Source organism: Aquimarina sp. AU58 (assembly GCF_900312745.1).
GTDB lineage: Bacteria > Bacteroidota > Bacteroidia > Flavobacteriales > Flavobacteriaceae > Aquimarina > Aquimarina spinulae.
This window is the reverse complement of sequence record NZ_OMPD01000007.1, coordinates 336,636-350,603: the sequence shown is the minus strand read 5'-3', so window position 1 is coordinate 350,603 and position 13,968 is coordinate 336,636. Positions and strand designations below refer to the sequence as shown.

Annotated in this window: 15 protein-coding genes; 2 read left to right on the top strand and 13 right to left on the bottom strand. The window is 31.7% G+C overall.

Annotated features, from left to right (window positions below):
• Position 1: 1 nt before the first annotated feature.
• The 3 genes from DK441_RS03960 to DK441_RS03950 all read right to left on the bottom strand — a co-directional run bounded on the left by DK441_RS03960 (position 2) and on the right by DK441_RS03950 (position 2,474).
• Positions 2-1,414 (bottom strand): MBOAT family protein, encoded by a 1,413-nt coding sequence (locus DK441_RS03960; RefSeq protein WP_109097580.1) that lies wholly within the window; start codon positions 1,412-1,414, stop codon positions 2-4.
• A gap of 149 nt (positions 1,415-1,563) precedes the next feature.
• Positions 1,564-2,022 (bottom strand): SsrA-binding protein SmpB, encoded by a 459-nt coding sequence (smpB, locus tag DK441_RS03955; protein WP_109097579.1) that lies wholly within the window; start codon positions 2,020-2,022, stop codon positions 1,564-1,566.
• Between the two features lie 95 nt (positions 2,023-2,117).
• Positions 2,118-2,474, bottom strand: coding sequence for a DUF3887 domain-containing protein (locus DK441_RS03950; RefSeq protein ID WP_109097578.1), 357 nt, complete (start codon positions 2,472-2,474; stop codon positions 2,118-2,120).
• A 209-nt stretch (positions 2,475-2,683) separates the two neighbouring features.
• On the opposite strand from DK441_RS03950, the gene DK441_RS03945 reads away from it, so the two are divergent.
• Entirely contained in the window at positions 2,684-3,433 is a 750-nt protein-coding gene (locus DK441_RS03945; protein ID WP_109097577.1) for a DUF6503 family protein, read from the top strand.
• Between the two features lie 112 nt (positions 3,434-3,545).
• Here the strand turns inward: DK441_RS03945 and DK441_RS03940 are convergent, their stop codons facing one another.
• From DK441_RS03940 to clpB, 7 genes are all read right to left on the bottom strand, one after another.
• On the bottom strand, positions 3,546-5,246 hold the full coding sequence (locus DK441_RS03940; RefSeq protein WP_109097576.1) for a hypothetical protein: 1,701 nt from the start codon (positions 5,244-5,246) through the stop codon (positions 3,546-3,548).
• Between the two features lie 328 nt (positions 5,247-5,574).
• Positions 5,575-6,087 carry a histidine phosphatase family protein gene (locus DK441_RS03935; protein ID WP_109097575.1) on the bottom strand — a complete coding sequence of 171 codons (513 nt, stop codon included), beginning with the start codon at positions 6,085-6,087 and terminating at the stop codon, positions 5,575-5,577.
• A 165-nt stretch (positions 6,088-6,252) separates the two neighbouring features.
• A complete protein-coding gene (locus DK441_RS27140; RefSeq protein ID WP_255409709.1) occupies positions 6,253-6,378 on the bottom strand; it encodes a hypothetical protein in 126 nt (41 codons plus the stop codon).
• Between the two features lie 55 nt (positions 6,379-6,433).
• Positions 6,434-6,916 (bottom strand): thioesterase family protein, encoded by a 483-nt coding sequence (locus DK441_RS03930; protein WP_074409350.1) that lies wholly within the window; start codon positions 6,914-6,916, stop codon positions 6,434-6,436.
• Between the two features lie 54 nt (positions 6,917-6,970).
• On the bottom strand, positions 6,971-7,567 hold the full coding sequence (locus tag DK441_RS03925; RefSeq protein ID WP_109097574.1) for a TetR/AcrR family transcriptional regulator: 597 nt from the start codon (positions 7,565-7,567) through the stop codon (positions 6,971-6,973).
• A gap of 115 nt (positions 7,568-7,682) precedes the next feature.
• Complete coding sequence (locus DK441_RS03920) at positions 7,683-8,330, bottom strand: hypothetical protein (protein WP_109097573.1); 648 nt, start codon at positions 8,328-8,330, stop codon at positions 7,683-7,685.
• Between the two features lie 213 nt (positions 8,331-8,543).
• On the bottom strand, positions 8,544-11,144 hold the full coding sequence (gene clpB, locus DK441_RS03915) for an ATP-dependent chaperone ClpB (RefSeq protein WP_109097572.1): 2,601 nt from the start codon (positions 11,142-11,144) through the stop codon (positions 8,544-8,546).
• 202 nt (positions 11,145-11,346) lie between these two features.
• Between clpB and ytxJ the strand changes: the two genes are divergently transcribed.
• Positions 11,347-11,742: a bacillithiol system redox-active protein YtxJ gene (ytxJ, locus tag DK441_RS03910; protein WP_109097571.1), complete on the top strand. Its 396-nt coding sequence runs from the start codon at positions 11,347-11,349 to the stop codon at positions 11,740-11,742.
• Position 11,743: 1 nt separating this feature from the next.
• On the opposite strand, the gene DK441_RS03905 is transcribed toward ytxJ, so the two are convergent.
• The 3 genes from DK441_RS03905 to DK441_RS03895 form a co-directional block, all read right to left on the bottom strand.
• Positions 11,744-12,163: a group III truncated hemoglobin gene (locus DK441_RS03905; RefSeq protein WP_109097658.1), complete on the bottom strand. Its 420-nt coding sequence runs from the start codon at positions 12,161-12,163 to the stop codon at positions 11,744-11,746.
• 42 nt (positions 12,164-12,205) lie between these two features.
• The gene (locus tag DK441_RS03900) at positions 12,206-12,487 is read right to left on the bottom strand and encodes a hypothetical protein (RefSeq protein ID WP_235015700.1); all 282 of its coding nucleotides are present in this window, start codon (positions 12,485-12,487) and stop codon (positions 12,206-12,208) included.
• A gap of 168 nt (positions 12,488-12,655) precedes the next feature.
• Positions 12,656-13,930, bottom strand: coding sequence for an Nramp family divalent metal transporter (locus DK441_RS03895; RefSeq protein ID WP_109097569.1), 1,275 nt, complete (start codon positions 13,928-13,930; stop codon positions 12,656-12,658).
• Positions 13,931-13,968: the final 38 nt, after the last annotated feature.

Genomic DNA, 13,968 nt, shown 5'->3' with positions numbered 1-13,968 from the left:
TTTAAAATCTAAAATAGATAAAAGGATTATAAGAATCAGCAGCTATATATATAATAGATAATATAAGAAGTATTAAAATATTAATATATCTAAAAGGTAAAAGCTTTGGGTTTTTTAATCTTTTTTCAAAATAAGGATATGTAGGTATTGCAAAGATAAGTGCTAATATACAAGTGAGTAGAAGTTCGGTGTTATAATTAAAATATGTTATAAAATCATTTACAGAAGCATTCCCCTCGCTGTAAATAAACATTGTCTTAAGGTATTTAATAGCCTGCTCTAAAGTATCCGCTCTAAATAGAACCCAACCAACAAGTATGATTAATAATGTATAAAGGTGTCGTAAAGGTTTCCAGGCTTTTTCTAAAATTTTATTGAAACCAATTCTTTCGATTACTATAAAAACCCCATGAAACAGACCCCATATTACAAAATTCCATTCAGAACCATGCCATAAACCTGTGATGAAGAATACGATAAATAGGTTTACATAAGTTCGATATTTGCCTTTTCTGTTTCCTCCCAGAGGAATGTATAAATAGTCTTTGAACCAGGTAGAAAGAGATATGTGCCATCGTCTCCAAAATTCTTGAATACTTTTTGATATATATGGATAGTTGAAGTTTTCTAAAAAATTAAAACCAAACATTTTGCCTAATCCAATGGCCATATCTGAGTAGCCAGAAAAATCATAATAAATCTGAAAGGCGTAGGAAATAACACCTAACCAGGCATAATATGTAGAAACGTCACCTCCGCTTTCTGTAAAAATACTATCTGCTATACGAGCAAAAGTATTGGCAATAATCATTTTTTTGAATAACCCTATTATAAAACGTTCTAAACCTTTGGCAAAACTAAAAATGCTTACTTCTCTGTTGGCTATTTCTCGCTGAATATCTATATACCGAACAATGGGCCCTGCAACTAATTGAGGGAACATGGTTACATAAGTGGCAAATTCTAATAAACTTCTGTTAGCTTTTATATTTCCTCTATAGACGTCTATAGTGTATGACATGGTTTGAAAAACATAAAAACTAATCCCTAATGGTAACACAACTTCAGGAATGTTATGTAAACTGCTAGAGTCTATTTGAAGTAAGTCTAATACAGCGTATAAATTATCGATAGCAAAATTGAAATATTTAAAAATCCCAAGTGTTACTAAATTTGTGAGAATAGAGATTCTTAAACCAAGTTTTCGCTTCCCTTCTTCAATTAGGATACCACACTTGTAATCAACCAAAGTAGAAAACAACATCACGAGTACCAGGAGTTTCTCGCCATAGGTATAAAAATAGATACTCGCTATAAGTAATACCAGGTTTCTATACTTTTTAGGAACAATAAAATATAATAGTAATGTTAAAGGGAAAAAAAGAAGTAAAAAATAAGCGCTACTAAATACCATGTGTAATCTGTGAAAGAGATGAATATAGGGTTAATTACTTAGTCATTCTATTTTGATAAATACTATAGAAAGAATCGAAAATAATTTTTTTTGTGGTATATTATATTGGGTTGATTCATGGATTGTTTATTATTTTCGAAAATGTATAGTTACCTATAATCCTTTTTGATACGATCAAGATTTCTTTTATTATCCCTGTCTTTAATTGTTTCTCGTTTATCATACATCTTTTTACCACGTGCAAGAACAATGTTAAGCTTTGCTAATCCACGATCATTTATGAATAATCGGGTGGGTATAATGGTTAATCCAGAGTTTTTTACTTCTTTTTCAAGTTTTTTTAATTCCTTTTTGTTAAGTAATAGTTTCCGTTCACTTTTGGGATTGTGATTAAAATAAGTGGCATGAGAATACTCTTCTATATGCATATTAATAACAAATAATTCATTGTTGTTAAACTCACAGAAACTCTCTGCAATATTTGCTTTTCCTTCTCTTATAGCCTTTATTTCTGTACCAACGAGTTTGATTCCCGCAGTATATTTGTCCAGGAATTCATATTCAAATTTGGCCTTACGGTTTAATATGTTGATTTTATTTGGATTCATATGGGTATTCCGAAATACTTTTGTAAACGCCTACAAAAGTACAAAGCTTTCTTGAAAGAAAGCTTTAAACAAAAAACGAATATTTTAAATACTTTTTATAGCTCTTGAAATTGTATTGTTGAAATCTTGCCATCTGCACTAAGTTGAAGATCCATTGCTAAAGTAGCTTTGTCAAATATTACTTTATAACTATAAACCCCTTCTGCGGTTTCAACAAAAGTTATCTTTTTTATACTGCCGAATTGCCCGTAACAACCATTTATAAAATTAGACACACCCTCTTTTGTCATACTTTCTTGCATTTCTGAGGTATACATCTCAAAAATTGCAATTACATCTTGTGCATTATAATTTTCTAGAAAAGTCTTTGTAGTACTTTCATAAGTGTTCGCATCCTGTGCTAAACCATATTGGATGGTAAAACAAGTAAAAAATAAGATTAAATATTTCATAGCATTCTCAATTTGGGGTTAGGTATTGCAAAATAATTATCTTTTCGCTAAAATTAAAAAAAACAATCTTCAATTTACGTTTAATAGAGTAAGTATAAAACTGGGTTTTCGTCTAAAAAAATAATTAGTTGTATCTGTTATTTAGTTTAACAAAATTGTTGCAATTATTGAAAAGAGAAAGGTTAATTTAGTTTTTTAAAGCGAATTTTATGCAACGTTATTTTATAGTATTAGTATTTGTTTTTTCTCCTGTTACCACTGCTTTTGCCCAGTTTTCTGCTCAGGAAATAGTAAATAAAACAATAGAGAAGGCAGGAGGGACCAATTATGATAGAGCCATTATACATTTCGTTTTTAGAGGGAAACAATATCGAAGTAAAAGAGGAGAAGGAGTGTATGAATTAGAGAGGTTTGTAAAGGGATCTAAAGGGATAACTCATGATGTGATAAGTAATTCTGGTTTGAAAAGAACTATAGAAAATTGCCCGGTGGCGGTTGAAGATTCTTTGGTCACAAAAATAAGTGACGGAGTAAATTCTGTACATTATTTTGCTAACCTTCCGTATGGACTTAATGCTCCGGCAGTACATAAAAAACTAGTTGGTGAATCGGTTATCAATGGAGTTTTGTATTATAAAATTAAAGTAACTTTTGATCAAGAAGGCGGCGGAACCGATTTTGAAGATGAGTTTATGTACTGGATCCACAAGGAGAACTTTACCGTAGATTATCTAGCATATAAATATGCCGTGAATGGAGGAGGAATACGATTTAGAGAAGCTTATAATCCAAGAAGTATAAACGGAATACGTTTTGTAGATTATAAAAACTATAAAACAGAAGACTTAACCACGCCACTACATGATCTTGACAAACTATTTGAAAAAAAGCAACTAAAATTACTTTCAAAAATCGAGCTAGAGGATATTTACGTTTATATTGAAAGAGACTGTTGTTAATTTAGGAGTCAAGTCAGGTTTTTTAATAAAATACAGAAAGGTCAAAAAATATACCTGTTTTTTGACCTTTTTGTATTTTTAAAGTAATAAATTATTTGTTTTTTTAGTACTATTAATTGTTCTGAGAGAATATAATAGAATTACTTTCTCCATTTTGTAATAATTTACTGGATAACCCTTTACCCGATTGAGAATGAATTATATTATTTAATTCTCCAATTTGAGTAGTGTTTGCAGTATTTAATTCTCCAATTTGTGTGCTTTCTATATTGTTTCCTATCCCATTTTGAATACTAAGTACATTGTTCTCATTTCCTTCCTGAATTTGTATAATCGTATTGCTCACCGAAAAGAGGCTGTCTTCTCCTTGTATCGCTTCAGCAATATTAGTATTTCCAATTTGGGTTTGTTTAATAATATCATAAGAAGCATTATGTTGCGTTGCTTTTAAAGAGTTGTTTAATCCAGTTTGGGTTTGTTGGATCTCATTAAACAGTCCATTCTTTTGGGAAGCAATACTATTATTTTTTTCTCCATTTTGGGTTTGATTAATGCGGTTTCCCTGTGTACCTTCTTGTTTAGCTGTAATTAGATTATTATTCCCTTTGTTTTGAATTTGAGTAATAGAGTTCTTGTCCCCATTTTGCACAGCGATTGCTTCATTTTTTTCACCACTTTCTTGTGTTGTGGAAATAGTATTTTCTATCCCGTTTTGAGTTTGCGAAATAACATTAATAGCCCCATCGTTTTGTATTGAAGTAGCATAATTGTTAATACCGATTTGCTTTTGAGAAATTATATTATTTCCTCCATTATTTTGTTCAATATTAGATTGATTTTCGTTTCCGTCTTGGGTTTGGGTGATTTGATTTGTATCCCCTTTTTGCTTTATAATCACACCGTTTAGTTCTCCATTCTGATTACTATTAATGTAATTAGTAAGACCTGATTGTATTATAACAACAGAGTTTTTCTCGCCCATTTGACTTGTTTTAGTGTTATTAAAGCTTCCGGATTGTTCTATGTTATTGTAATTTTCTTGCCCTTCTTGGCTTTGTAGTATGCTATTTGTTTGTTCGTCTTGTGATGCAATTACAATGTTATACGAACCCTTTTGATCTTGTGAAATTTCGTTCCCACTACCTTTTTGCGTTACATTACTGTCGTTTTCTTCTCCTTCTTGAGTTTGAATAACATTGTTATTTCTACTTTGATTTACAGTAGCTTTATTATTTGATCCGGTTTGGTTTTGTTTAATATCTCCTTGATTACCAGAGGATTTGACAAAAGCTGTATTAGCGACACCATTTTGCATTTGGAGTATAGTGCTTGCGCCAAAACTTATTGCTTCTGCTTTATTTTCATTTCCATTTTGATCTTGTTTGATTTGGCTTCCTAAAGAATAGTTTTTAGTAGTAGCTGTAACTGTATTGCTTGTTCCATTTTGTATTTGTTTAATAAGATTGAAGTTAGATGCAAAACCTTGAGAAGCATTAGCGGTGTTCATGTCTCCGTTTTGGGTCTGGTAGATTTTATTGTATCCCCCCATTTGCGAGATAAACGCTTTATTTTGATTGCCATTTTGGACCTGAATAATTATTCCATCTACAGATGGATCTTCTTTATGCCCCTGAATGATCTCTGATGTATTTTTATCTCCAACTTGAGTGACGTTTAGAACTTTTGGGGTACCGTATTGCGATATAGTTAAGCTGTTGGATTTGCCGGTTTGCTTAACATCGTTTATTTCAGATTGTGCAAAAATTGAAGAAATACTTAATATGGCCAGACAATTTAATACTACTTTTTTCATGATTCGGTTTTAAAAGATTAATTTATACTAATTTGATTATTTTTTAATGTGAAATTAGGAGTGTTCACGCTTTTTTATTTCAATTTGACTTAGGTGTATTTTTAAAATAAAATGCTTTTAAGAAGAGGTAATTATTGATAATTCTGAAAGTATTATTTTTTTGAATATGTAGTAGTGGATTATCGTACTTTTCGATAAAGTACAGGCAATAGTATCACTTTAACTTTTGCTATGTGAGATATTTCGTTCGTGTTTTATGCAAAGATTAAGTAATCATATTGCATAATAATCTATAAATGAAGTTTTCAGGAAAAATAACTGTAAACAACTAATCAATATTTAGTACAGTATCGGTAATTATATCACCAGTAACTTTTATAATGAATAGCTTACCATAGATTTTTTCATCTATAGCACTATACTTTTCTTTGCCAATAATTTTATTAACAAAGGTTGGTGTTGTATTGCTATGACCAACAACCACAACGGTCTTTCCTTTGGTTTTTTCCTGAAACTCGGTATCGTTTAAATTTCTAGGGTTATATAAAGTGGTTTCTAAATTTTTACTTTTGGCAATTGGCTCTGCTGTTTTTCTGGTTCTAATATAGTCTGTTGTATATACCATATCTACTGGTACATCAACAAGCATTTTTGCCCAGTTTTCTGATCGCATTTTTCCAGCCTCCGTAAGTTTTGGATTTCGATTACCTGGATCGCTAAGATCCTTTTCGGCGTGTCTAACTAAAAAATATGTAGTAGTTACTTCTTGTTGAGGTGTATTACTTTGACAAGAACTAACCCAGGAAGAAAGAAAAATAAGTAAAAAGAATATAGGTTTCATCTGTATATGTTTATTGTCTTAGAGGCCGAACGGGACTGCATAATAATTATTTCGGGAAATGTTGAAGTTCTAAATTATGCTTAAGTTATGACATAAAACTAAATAATATCAGGTATAAAAATAGCTATTATAAAAATAATATTAACCTTTTTATACCTGATTCTATTATTCTAACATTCCCATTTGCCAAATAACGATACCCATGGATAGAATAGCAATGATAAAAAATCCTATATAAATATAGGAGCTTCTTCTTTTATTAGAAGAGCCTAAATCGCCAGAAGATTTCATATGGCCAGTTTTAAATGGTTACGTTCTATATTAAGACGAATAAAAAATGGAAATGTTACACTTTTTGTGGTTTTAATTGTAAAATTCTTTCTTCAAAACTAGTAGCAGATATGGGTTCTATTATATTTTTGAATAGTTCCAGGAGTTGTTGATCGTGATTCCAGCGCTTTTGTTGTAATAAATTAAAATGTACAAAAGAACTCCATAATATAGCCTTAAGCTCTGTTTTATCATGGTTCCACATTCTGATCTCTACATGCAATTGATTTTCTGTATATCGTATAAGTTGAGAATCAATAACAACATTCTCCATTAGTAAGGCTGGTTTTAAATAAGCAATCTGGTTTGTACCTACTACCCAACTAATGCCTTTGGTTTTTGCTAGTTTAAAAATATCAAGGTTGTAGTATTGATCGATCTGATCTTCTCGTGCATTGATCATATAATTAATATATGCAGCATTATTAAGATGGTTAAAAGGGTCACAATCCTGAAACCTTATTTTTGCTTTGCTTTCTGGTATTTTGGTTAATGTCATGATTTAATTTGTTTTTATACCAATTGGTATATTTATAGTTAAAAAAAATGATAATTATCGTTTTAGGTTTTTATGGATCATAGTGTCTATCTGGTCCATGGTTTCAAGTAAATAGCTATTATCTTCCATAGTATGGGTCATAAAAATGGCCCCTGTGATCATACTATACAATCGTTTTGCATATAGCATCGAGTCTACCTCTTCTTTTATTTCTTTGCATTCTTTTCCGGCATCAATAAGTTTAGCAACATTGTTCTGAATTTTGGTAATTGCAGATTTTACATGTTTAAAAAGAACAGGAACCTGATATTTTGCATCAACACCCATATTAAGTACAGGACAACCGCCTATCTCTTGAGTAAAATTATAATAGTTTCGATAAAAGTCGGTAACCAAAAATAATTTCTCGATAGGTGATTTGCTTAAAGCTTGATGATCAGCTATTCGACCAATCATATTTCCTTCGGTCATCTTAAAAGCGGCTATAGCTAATTCTTCTTTATTTTTAAAATTGCCATAAATAGCACCTTTAGTGAGCCCGGTAGCTTTGGTGATGTCACTCAAACTTGTTGCAGCATATCCATTTTTGTTAAAAATAGGAGCAACGGTTTGAATTATAAATTCTGCAGTTTGTTCGGCTTTGGTAAGCATGTTTTACTAAAAAATATAATCAAATATACTAAAAAATACCAATCGGTATATTTTTTAACATAATGAATATTTTATTTTAACATGTTTTGAATAGAACTTAATAAAAAAGGAATCTTTAATTCTGGCGGATATTACCATAAATATGATCCAAAGGTTCTGTATTGGTAATACTTTTTGGTAGGTTACAAGCGTCTTCTATTTTCATTTTTTGAAAATCGAGTAAAAGGTCAAATTTTTCAAGAGCAACTTGAGCCTGATCACATCCCACATTGATGTTTCTAATATTGTTAGTTTTGATTTTTTTTGGATTACTACTCCTGTTTTCAAAATCTTTAAACTGGCATTTTATAACGTTTCTGTCTTTAAAATAAAAGCGTTCTTCAAGTGTTAATACGACATCTGCTAATCTGCGCCTACCAGAACGACTTCTTTCATAATCTTTATACCAGACCTTATGAATAGCATATTGAAAAAATAGTTGATTATCCCAAATATAAAATTCATCTCTAAATTTTACATGTCCTAGGGTATATGTGTGTACGATATGTTTTAACTCGGTACCATTATAATAAAAGGTAAGCGACCCTTTTTCTGTTGATTCATCACAGGAATAGTCAGTATGATGTTGTCTAAGTGTATTGGTATCTACTAATTCTCGGATTAATTGATATTTATTTCTAATATCAGCTAAGGCTCCCTTTTTGCTTTGGCCCAGGGAGATGTGTGAAATTAATAGAAGTGCAAATAATATGGTTGGTCTCATTGAGGAAGCAATGTACTTAAAAACCTTGTTTTTTTCTTTATTTAGTTATTAACTATTGTAGGAATAATTTTGTTAATATCTACGGTAAAACCGTAATCTGTGCTGCTCAACAAAATATAGCATTGTTGATTTTTTTGTTTAAAACTAATAGAGCTATTGATTTTTTTTAAACCAATAGCCCTGTTTTTAGGTAAAATTACGTTTATAGACTAATTAAGAAACCAAATTTTCCTGATTTCTAAATACTAGATTGCTATCAAATTCATCGAGTAAAATTACACTTTCTGTAGAAATTTTACCTGCTAGAATTTCTTTTGATAGTTTATTTAAAACTTCTTTTTGAATTGTACGTTTCACTGGTCTGGCGCCAAATTCTGGTTGAAAACCTCTTTCAGAAAGATAAGTTATAGCTTGTTCTGTAGCATCCAAAGTTATGTGTTGCTCTGCCAGCATTTTAGAAACGTGCTTTAACTGAAGCTTTACAATTTCATTGATATTAGCTTTGGTAAGCGGAGAAAACATAATGATATCATCTATTCTGTTTAAAAACTCTGGACGAACAGATTGTTTTAATATCCCTAATACTTCAACTTTGGCAGCTTCCATAGCGGTATCCATATCTTTGATAGTTTCAAATTTTTCTTGTATAATATGGCTACCCATATTACTGGTCATGATAATGATAGTGTTTCTAAAATCGGCAACTCTACCTTTATTATCGGTCAAACGACCTTCATCCAATACTTGTAATAATACATTAAACGTATCTGGATGTGCTTTTTCTATCTCGTCTAGTAAGACTACAGAATACGGTTTTCTTCGAACAGCTTCGGTTAATTGCCCACCTTCATCATACCCTACATATCCGGGAGGTGCACCCATTAATCTGCTTACTGCATGACGTTCCTGATATTCACTCATGTCTATTCGGGTCATGGCAGTTTCATCATTAAAGAGATATTCTGCCAGCGCTTTTGCTAATTCTGTTTTACCTACCCCTGTAGTTCCTAGAAATAAGAATGATCCGATTGGTTTTTTTTGATCTTGTAAACCTGCACGGCTTCTTCTTACAGCATCACTAACAGCTTGTATGGCTTCGATTTGTCCAACTACACGTTTTTGTAATTCTTCTTCGAGTACCAATAATTTTTCGCGCTCACTTTGTATCATTTTGGTAACTGGTATCCCTGTCCATTTTGCTATTACTTCTGCAATATCATCATTGGTCACTTCTTCTTTAATAAGCGAAGATTTACTTTGTTGTTCATTTAACTGTTTTTGCAATTCATCCAGTCGCTCTTGAGCTTCTTTTATTTTTCCGTATCGTAGTTCGGCGACTTTTCCATAATCTCCATTTCTCTCTGCACGTTCTGCTTCAAGTTTAAATTCTTCAATATCTGTTTTTGCATTTTGAATAGCATCTACAACTTCCTTTTCGCTTTGCCATTTTGAGAAAATCTCATTACGTTCTTCTTTAATATTTGCAAGATCACCATTAAGTGCTTTTAACTTGGTTTCATCGTCTTCGCGTTTTATGGCTTCGATTTCAATTTCAAGTTGCATAATCTTTCTATCAAGCACATCGAGTTCTTCGGGTTTAGAATTAATTTCCATTCGTAATTTAGAAGCAGCTTCATCCATTAAATCAATAGCCTTATCGGGTAAAAATCTATTTGTGATATAGCGCTGTGACAATTCTACCGCAGCGATTATAGCTTCGTCTTTTATACGTACTTTATGATGTGTTTCATATTTTTCTTTAATTCCTCTAAGAATAGATATCGCACTTTCTGTATCCGGCTCATCTACTGTAACTTTTTGAAAACGCCTTTCCAGAGCTTTATCTTTTTCAAAATACTTTTGATATTCATCCAGAGTTGTGGCTCCAATTGCGCGAAGTTCTCCTCTTGCTAAAGCTGGTTTTAGGATATTAGCAGCATCCATAGCTCCCTGGCCACCTCCTGCGCCTACAAGAGTATGGATTTCATCAATAAATAGTACGATGTCGCCATCGCTAGAAGTTACTTCTTTTACGACAGATTTAAGACGTTCTTCAAATTCTCCTTTAAATTTGGCTCCGGCAATTAATGCTCCCATATCTAAAGAAAAAATTTGTTTGTTCTTTAGATTTTCGGGAATATCTCCTGCAATAATTCGATGAGCTAATCCTTCGGCAATAGCAGTTTTACCTACTCCGGGCTCACCAACCAGCATTGGATTGTTTTTGGTACGGCGAGAAAGGATTTGTAATATCCTTCGGATTTCTTCATCACGACCTATAACAGGGTCTAATTTCCCGTTCTCTGCCATTTCATTAAGATTTTTGGCATATTTACTTAGGGCTTGATAGGTTTCTTCTGCATTTTGTGATGTTACCCGTTCACCTTTTCTGATTTCATTAATAGCTTCGGTTAAATGTTTTTCTGTTACTCCCTGATCTTTTAGGATTTGCGAAATCTTACTTTTAGATTTAAAAATGGCAATCACCAGATGTTCAATAGAAACATACTCATCGTTCATCTTTTTGGCAATAATACTTGCTTCATTTAGTGATTTTCCGGCCTCTCTTGATAGTTGTAATTCTCCACCAGAAACTTTAGGAAAACTTTCTAGTGTGCTATCAAGAACTTGTTGTAAAAGATCGAGGTTAACATTTAGCTTTTTTAGCAAAAATGGAAGTACATTTTCATCTACATTAAAAATGGCTTTAAAAATGTGTTCATTTTCTATTTGTTGATGTCCAAAACCTTGTGCAAGCTGTTGAGCTTGTTGTATGGCTTCTTGTGATTTTATAGTGAAATTATTAAAATTCATAGTCTCTTATTTTGAGTTTTCTTGTAGAGAATCAAATAACATTCCTACTTTAGAAATACGTCAAAATGTCTTGTTATTGCTTGATTTTGCTGACTTTTTGACGTAATGTAAAGTTACGAATTTTGTTACGACCAATATATGATTATAGTCAATTTTAAAAATCAATTGACTAAGTTTGTGGTCATTCATATTAAAGAAAAAAATGGGAATATTTGGTAAATTATTTGGATCAGAAGAGAAAGAGCCTAAGCAAGAAAAACAAGCTTTGCCATGGCAAGTGCTTAATTCTATTTCGCAATTAGAAGAAATTACAAAAGCATCAAAGACTAAAACGCAGGCTATTTTTAAACATTCGACTCGTTGTGGTATTAGTAGAATGGTGATTCGTAATTTTGAAAGCAGTTTTGATGTTACAGAAGATCAAATAGATTTGTATTATCTTGATTTGTTGAATCATCGTGATGTATCTGCAGAAGTAGCTGCAAAATTTCAGGTATTTCACGAATCACCACAATTTATTGTTATTAGAAATGGTGTTATGGTACATCATTCTTCACATAGTGCGATTACACCTCAGGTATTACATCAATTTGTATAAATTATTTGTTAGGGATCATTTTTTGAGAAGGTCTATCCTGAAACATTTTCACGAATAATGTTGTGCTCATTTTTCTGGCGCGATTTTTAGCCAAAGTAGCGAGTTCACCTTCAAAAAGGTCGTCTATTGTCGTGATCCATAGTTGTAACCATATCCCGAAATGTACATTTGTAATGCTATGATTAAACGTTCGATCTACTCGTTTATGGACTTCAATTGGGTTTCCTTTAAATTTTGGAACAAATAAGAGGTTGGTTTCCCAAAAATCGGTTAGTCGATCTAAATGTTTGTCCCAATCTTTTATCATATGATTAAAAATAGGGCCTAAGTGCTCTTCTTTTCTGATTTTTTTATAAAATATAGAAACTAACGTTGCAACATCATCTCTATTTCTGATATCATTTTTAGGAATCACTTTCATTTGCTTTTTTGTTCTAAGAAGTCGCATAGTTTCCTATTCACATTAATAAAAGGTGATGTTTAGCAATACTAAAAGCGTATTAATTACAAGACTTGCAATTAATAGATTGAATACAAATTTAGCTTTCATTTGAGCTAGAATAGATGCATTAAATGCCATACAAACGATTACGCAAAGAGATAATTGAACGACTTGCGAAAAAGATCTCTCCTGCATAAGGATGTACATTGCTGCAACAGATCCTAAACAACTGGAAAGAATAATCATTAATGGAATATATGCCATATACATTTCCTTAAAATCTTTTAATAACTTCGAATACATAACAATTACTTTTAGTGTTATTCAAAGGTATTTTAAAGAAGGGGTATGCTTTTATGATCCTAATCATAAAGTGATTACAAGTAAAGGTTCTATATACCTCTCTTAAAATATATAAAATACAGATTTATGAATCGTTTCAAAAATGGTATTGAGATCAGATCAAGATATTTATTTTAAAAATTTAATATATAAATAGAATAGAGCAAAACCTGTTAGAAATACAATTCCGAGATAACTAATCAATTTCATGAATGGTTTTGGGGTTGCTTCTTCGCTAATATATTTTTTACTAACTAACTTGAAATTAGCAAGGGCTATTAAAGGAGCAATTAAGAAAGATATAGTAGTTGCCAGATCGATGAGAACTTTAAACTGCCCTCTAAAGAAAACCGTAATTAAGAATGATCCTATGGCTAAAATAAGCAACGAACTCAGGTATATTTGTCTGGTTTTCTGTACTATATTGTTATTGGTTTCTGATGAGAATATTAGTTTTGTAGTCTGTTGTAGTGTTCTCGCATATCCATCAAAAACTCCTAAACTTGTTCCTAGCATAATTGAAAAAGAAGAAATAGCAATAATTAAATAACTCCAACTTCCTATAGTAGTAGTATATAACTCAATTATATCGCCAGCAAATCCTACACTATCTTTAGGAAGTGTTTTTCCGGTTCCATATACGAGATATGCTCCAAGAATTAAAAAGCAAATGGCTAAAAAAGCAGAGATCCAGTACCCTAGATTAAAATCGAATAGTGTTTCTTTAAGTGTTGGGTGATATTTTGTTGATTTTATTTTTTCTACTGCCCATAAACTGATCCAGGTGGATAGATCCAAAGCTGTTGGCATCCATCCCATTAATGCGATTAGAAATAAAATCCCTGTATCATCAAAAATATATGGAGAAACGAAACCTTTTACCTGTGTTGCTTGGCCTTTACTAAGGGTCATTACAAAGGCAATGATAGTAGAAACAAATAATAGCATTCCTATTATTTTAATGATATTATCTAGTACATTAAACTTTCCAAAGGCCAGTACACCGTAGGATACTAAAAAAACAAGTGCAATAGGAAATAATTTGAAAGAAGGCCATAGTGTAGATACCTCAAAAAGGTTATCCATAAAACCAGCCGTTACTAAACTTACGGCGGCAGTAACAAAAAACATAGATGATATAGTAACTAAAAAATAAATCCATAAAGCAAATTTACCTAACCTCTTGTACCCATCTATAAGACTCTCTCCCGTTGCGTTAGCATATCTGGCACCATATTCGAAGAAAGGAAATTTTAAAATGTTGGTAATGATGATAACAATTATAAGTGTAAAACCATAATTAGCTCCTGCACGCGTGCTTTGGACCAAATGAGAAACGCCTATTGCAGTACTTGCAAATAAAATTCCAGGCCCTAGAGTTTTTCTAAGCTTATTCCAATTCATTAATTTATAGTATTAGGTCCTTTCTGGATATAAAATTT

Bases quoted from the DNA above. Each gene is read 5' to 3' on its own strand.
- smpB (WP_109097579.1), bottom strand. From the start codon at position 2,022: ATGAATCCAAATAAAATCAACATATTAAACCGTAAGGCCAAATTTGAA.
- DK441_RS03930 (WP_074409350.1), bottom strand. From the start codon at position 6,916: ATGACATTAACCAAAATACCAGAAAGCAAAGCAAAAATAAGGTTTCAG.
- DK441_RS03940 (WP_109097576.1), bottom strand. From the start codon at position 5,246: ATGAAAAAAGTAGTATTAAATTGTCTGGCCATATTAAGTATTTCTTCA.
- DK441_RS03945 (WP_109097577.1), top strand. From the start codon at position 2,684: ATGCAACGTTATTTTATAGTATTAGTATTTGTTTTTTCTCCTGTTACC.
- ytxJ (WP_109097571.1), top strand. From the start codon at position 11,347: ATGGGAATATTTGGTAAATTATTTGGATCAGAAGAGAAAGAGCCTAAG.
- DK441_RS03925 (WP_109097574.1), bottom strand. From the start codon at position 7,567: ATGCTTACCAAAGCCGAACAAACTGCAGAATTTATAATTCAAACCGTT.
- DK441_RS03895 (WP_109097569.1), bottom strand. From the start codon at position 13,930: ATGAATTGGAATAAGCTTAGAAAAACTCTAGGGCCTGGAATTTTATTT.
- DK441_RS03935 (WP_109097575.1), bottom strand. From the start codon at position 6,087: ATGAAACCTATATTCTTTTTACTTATTTTTCTTTCTTCCTGGGTTAGT.
- clpB (WP_109097572.1), bottom strand. From the start codon at position 11,144: ATGAATTTTAATAATTTCACTATAAAATCACAAGAAGCCATACAACAA.
- DK441_RS03920 (WP_109097573.1), bottom strand. From the start codon at position 8,330: ATGAGACCAACCATATTATTTGCACTTCTATTAATTTCACACATCTCC.
- DK441_RS03900 (WP_235015700.1), bottom strand. From the start codon at position 12,487: ATGTATTCGAAGTTATTAAAAGATTTTAAGGAAATGTATATGGCATAT.
- DK441_RS27140 (WP_255409709.1), bottom strand. From the start codon at position 6,378: ATGAAATCTTCTGGCGATTTAGGCTCTTCTAATAAAAGAAGAAGCTCC.
- DK441_RS03905 (WP_109097658.1), bottom strand. From the start codon at position 12,163: ATGAAAGTGATTCCTAAAAATGATATCAGAAATAGAGATGATGTTGCA.
- DK441_RS03950 (WP_109097578.1), bottom strand. From the start codon at position 2,474: ATGAAATATTTAATCTTATTTTTTACTTGTTTTACCATCCAATATGGT.
- DK441_RS03960 (WP_109097580.1), bottom strand. From the start codon at position 1,414: ATGGTATTTAGTAGCGCTTATTTTTTACTTCTTTTTTTCCCTTTAACA.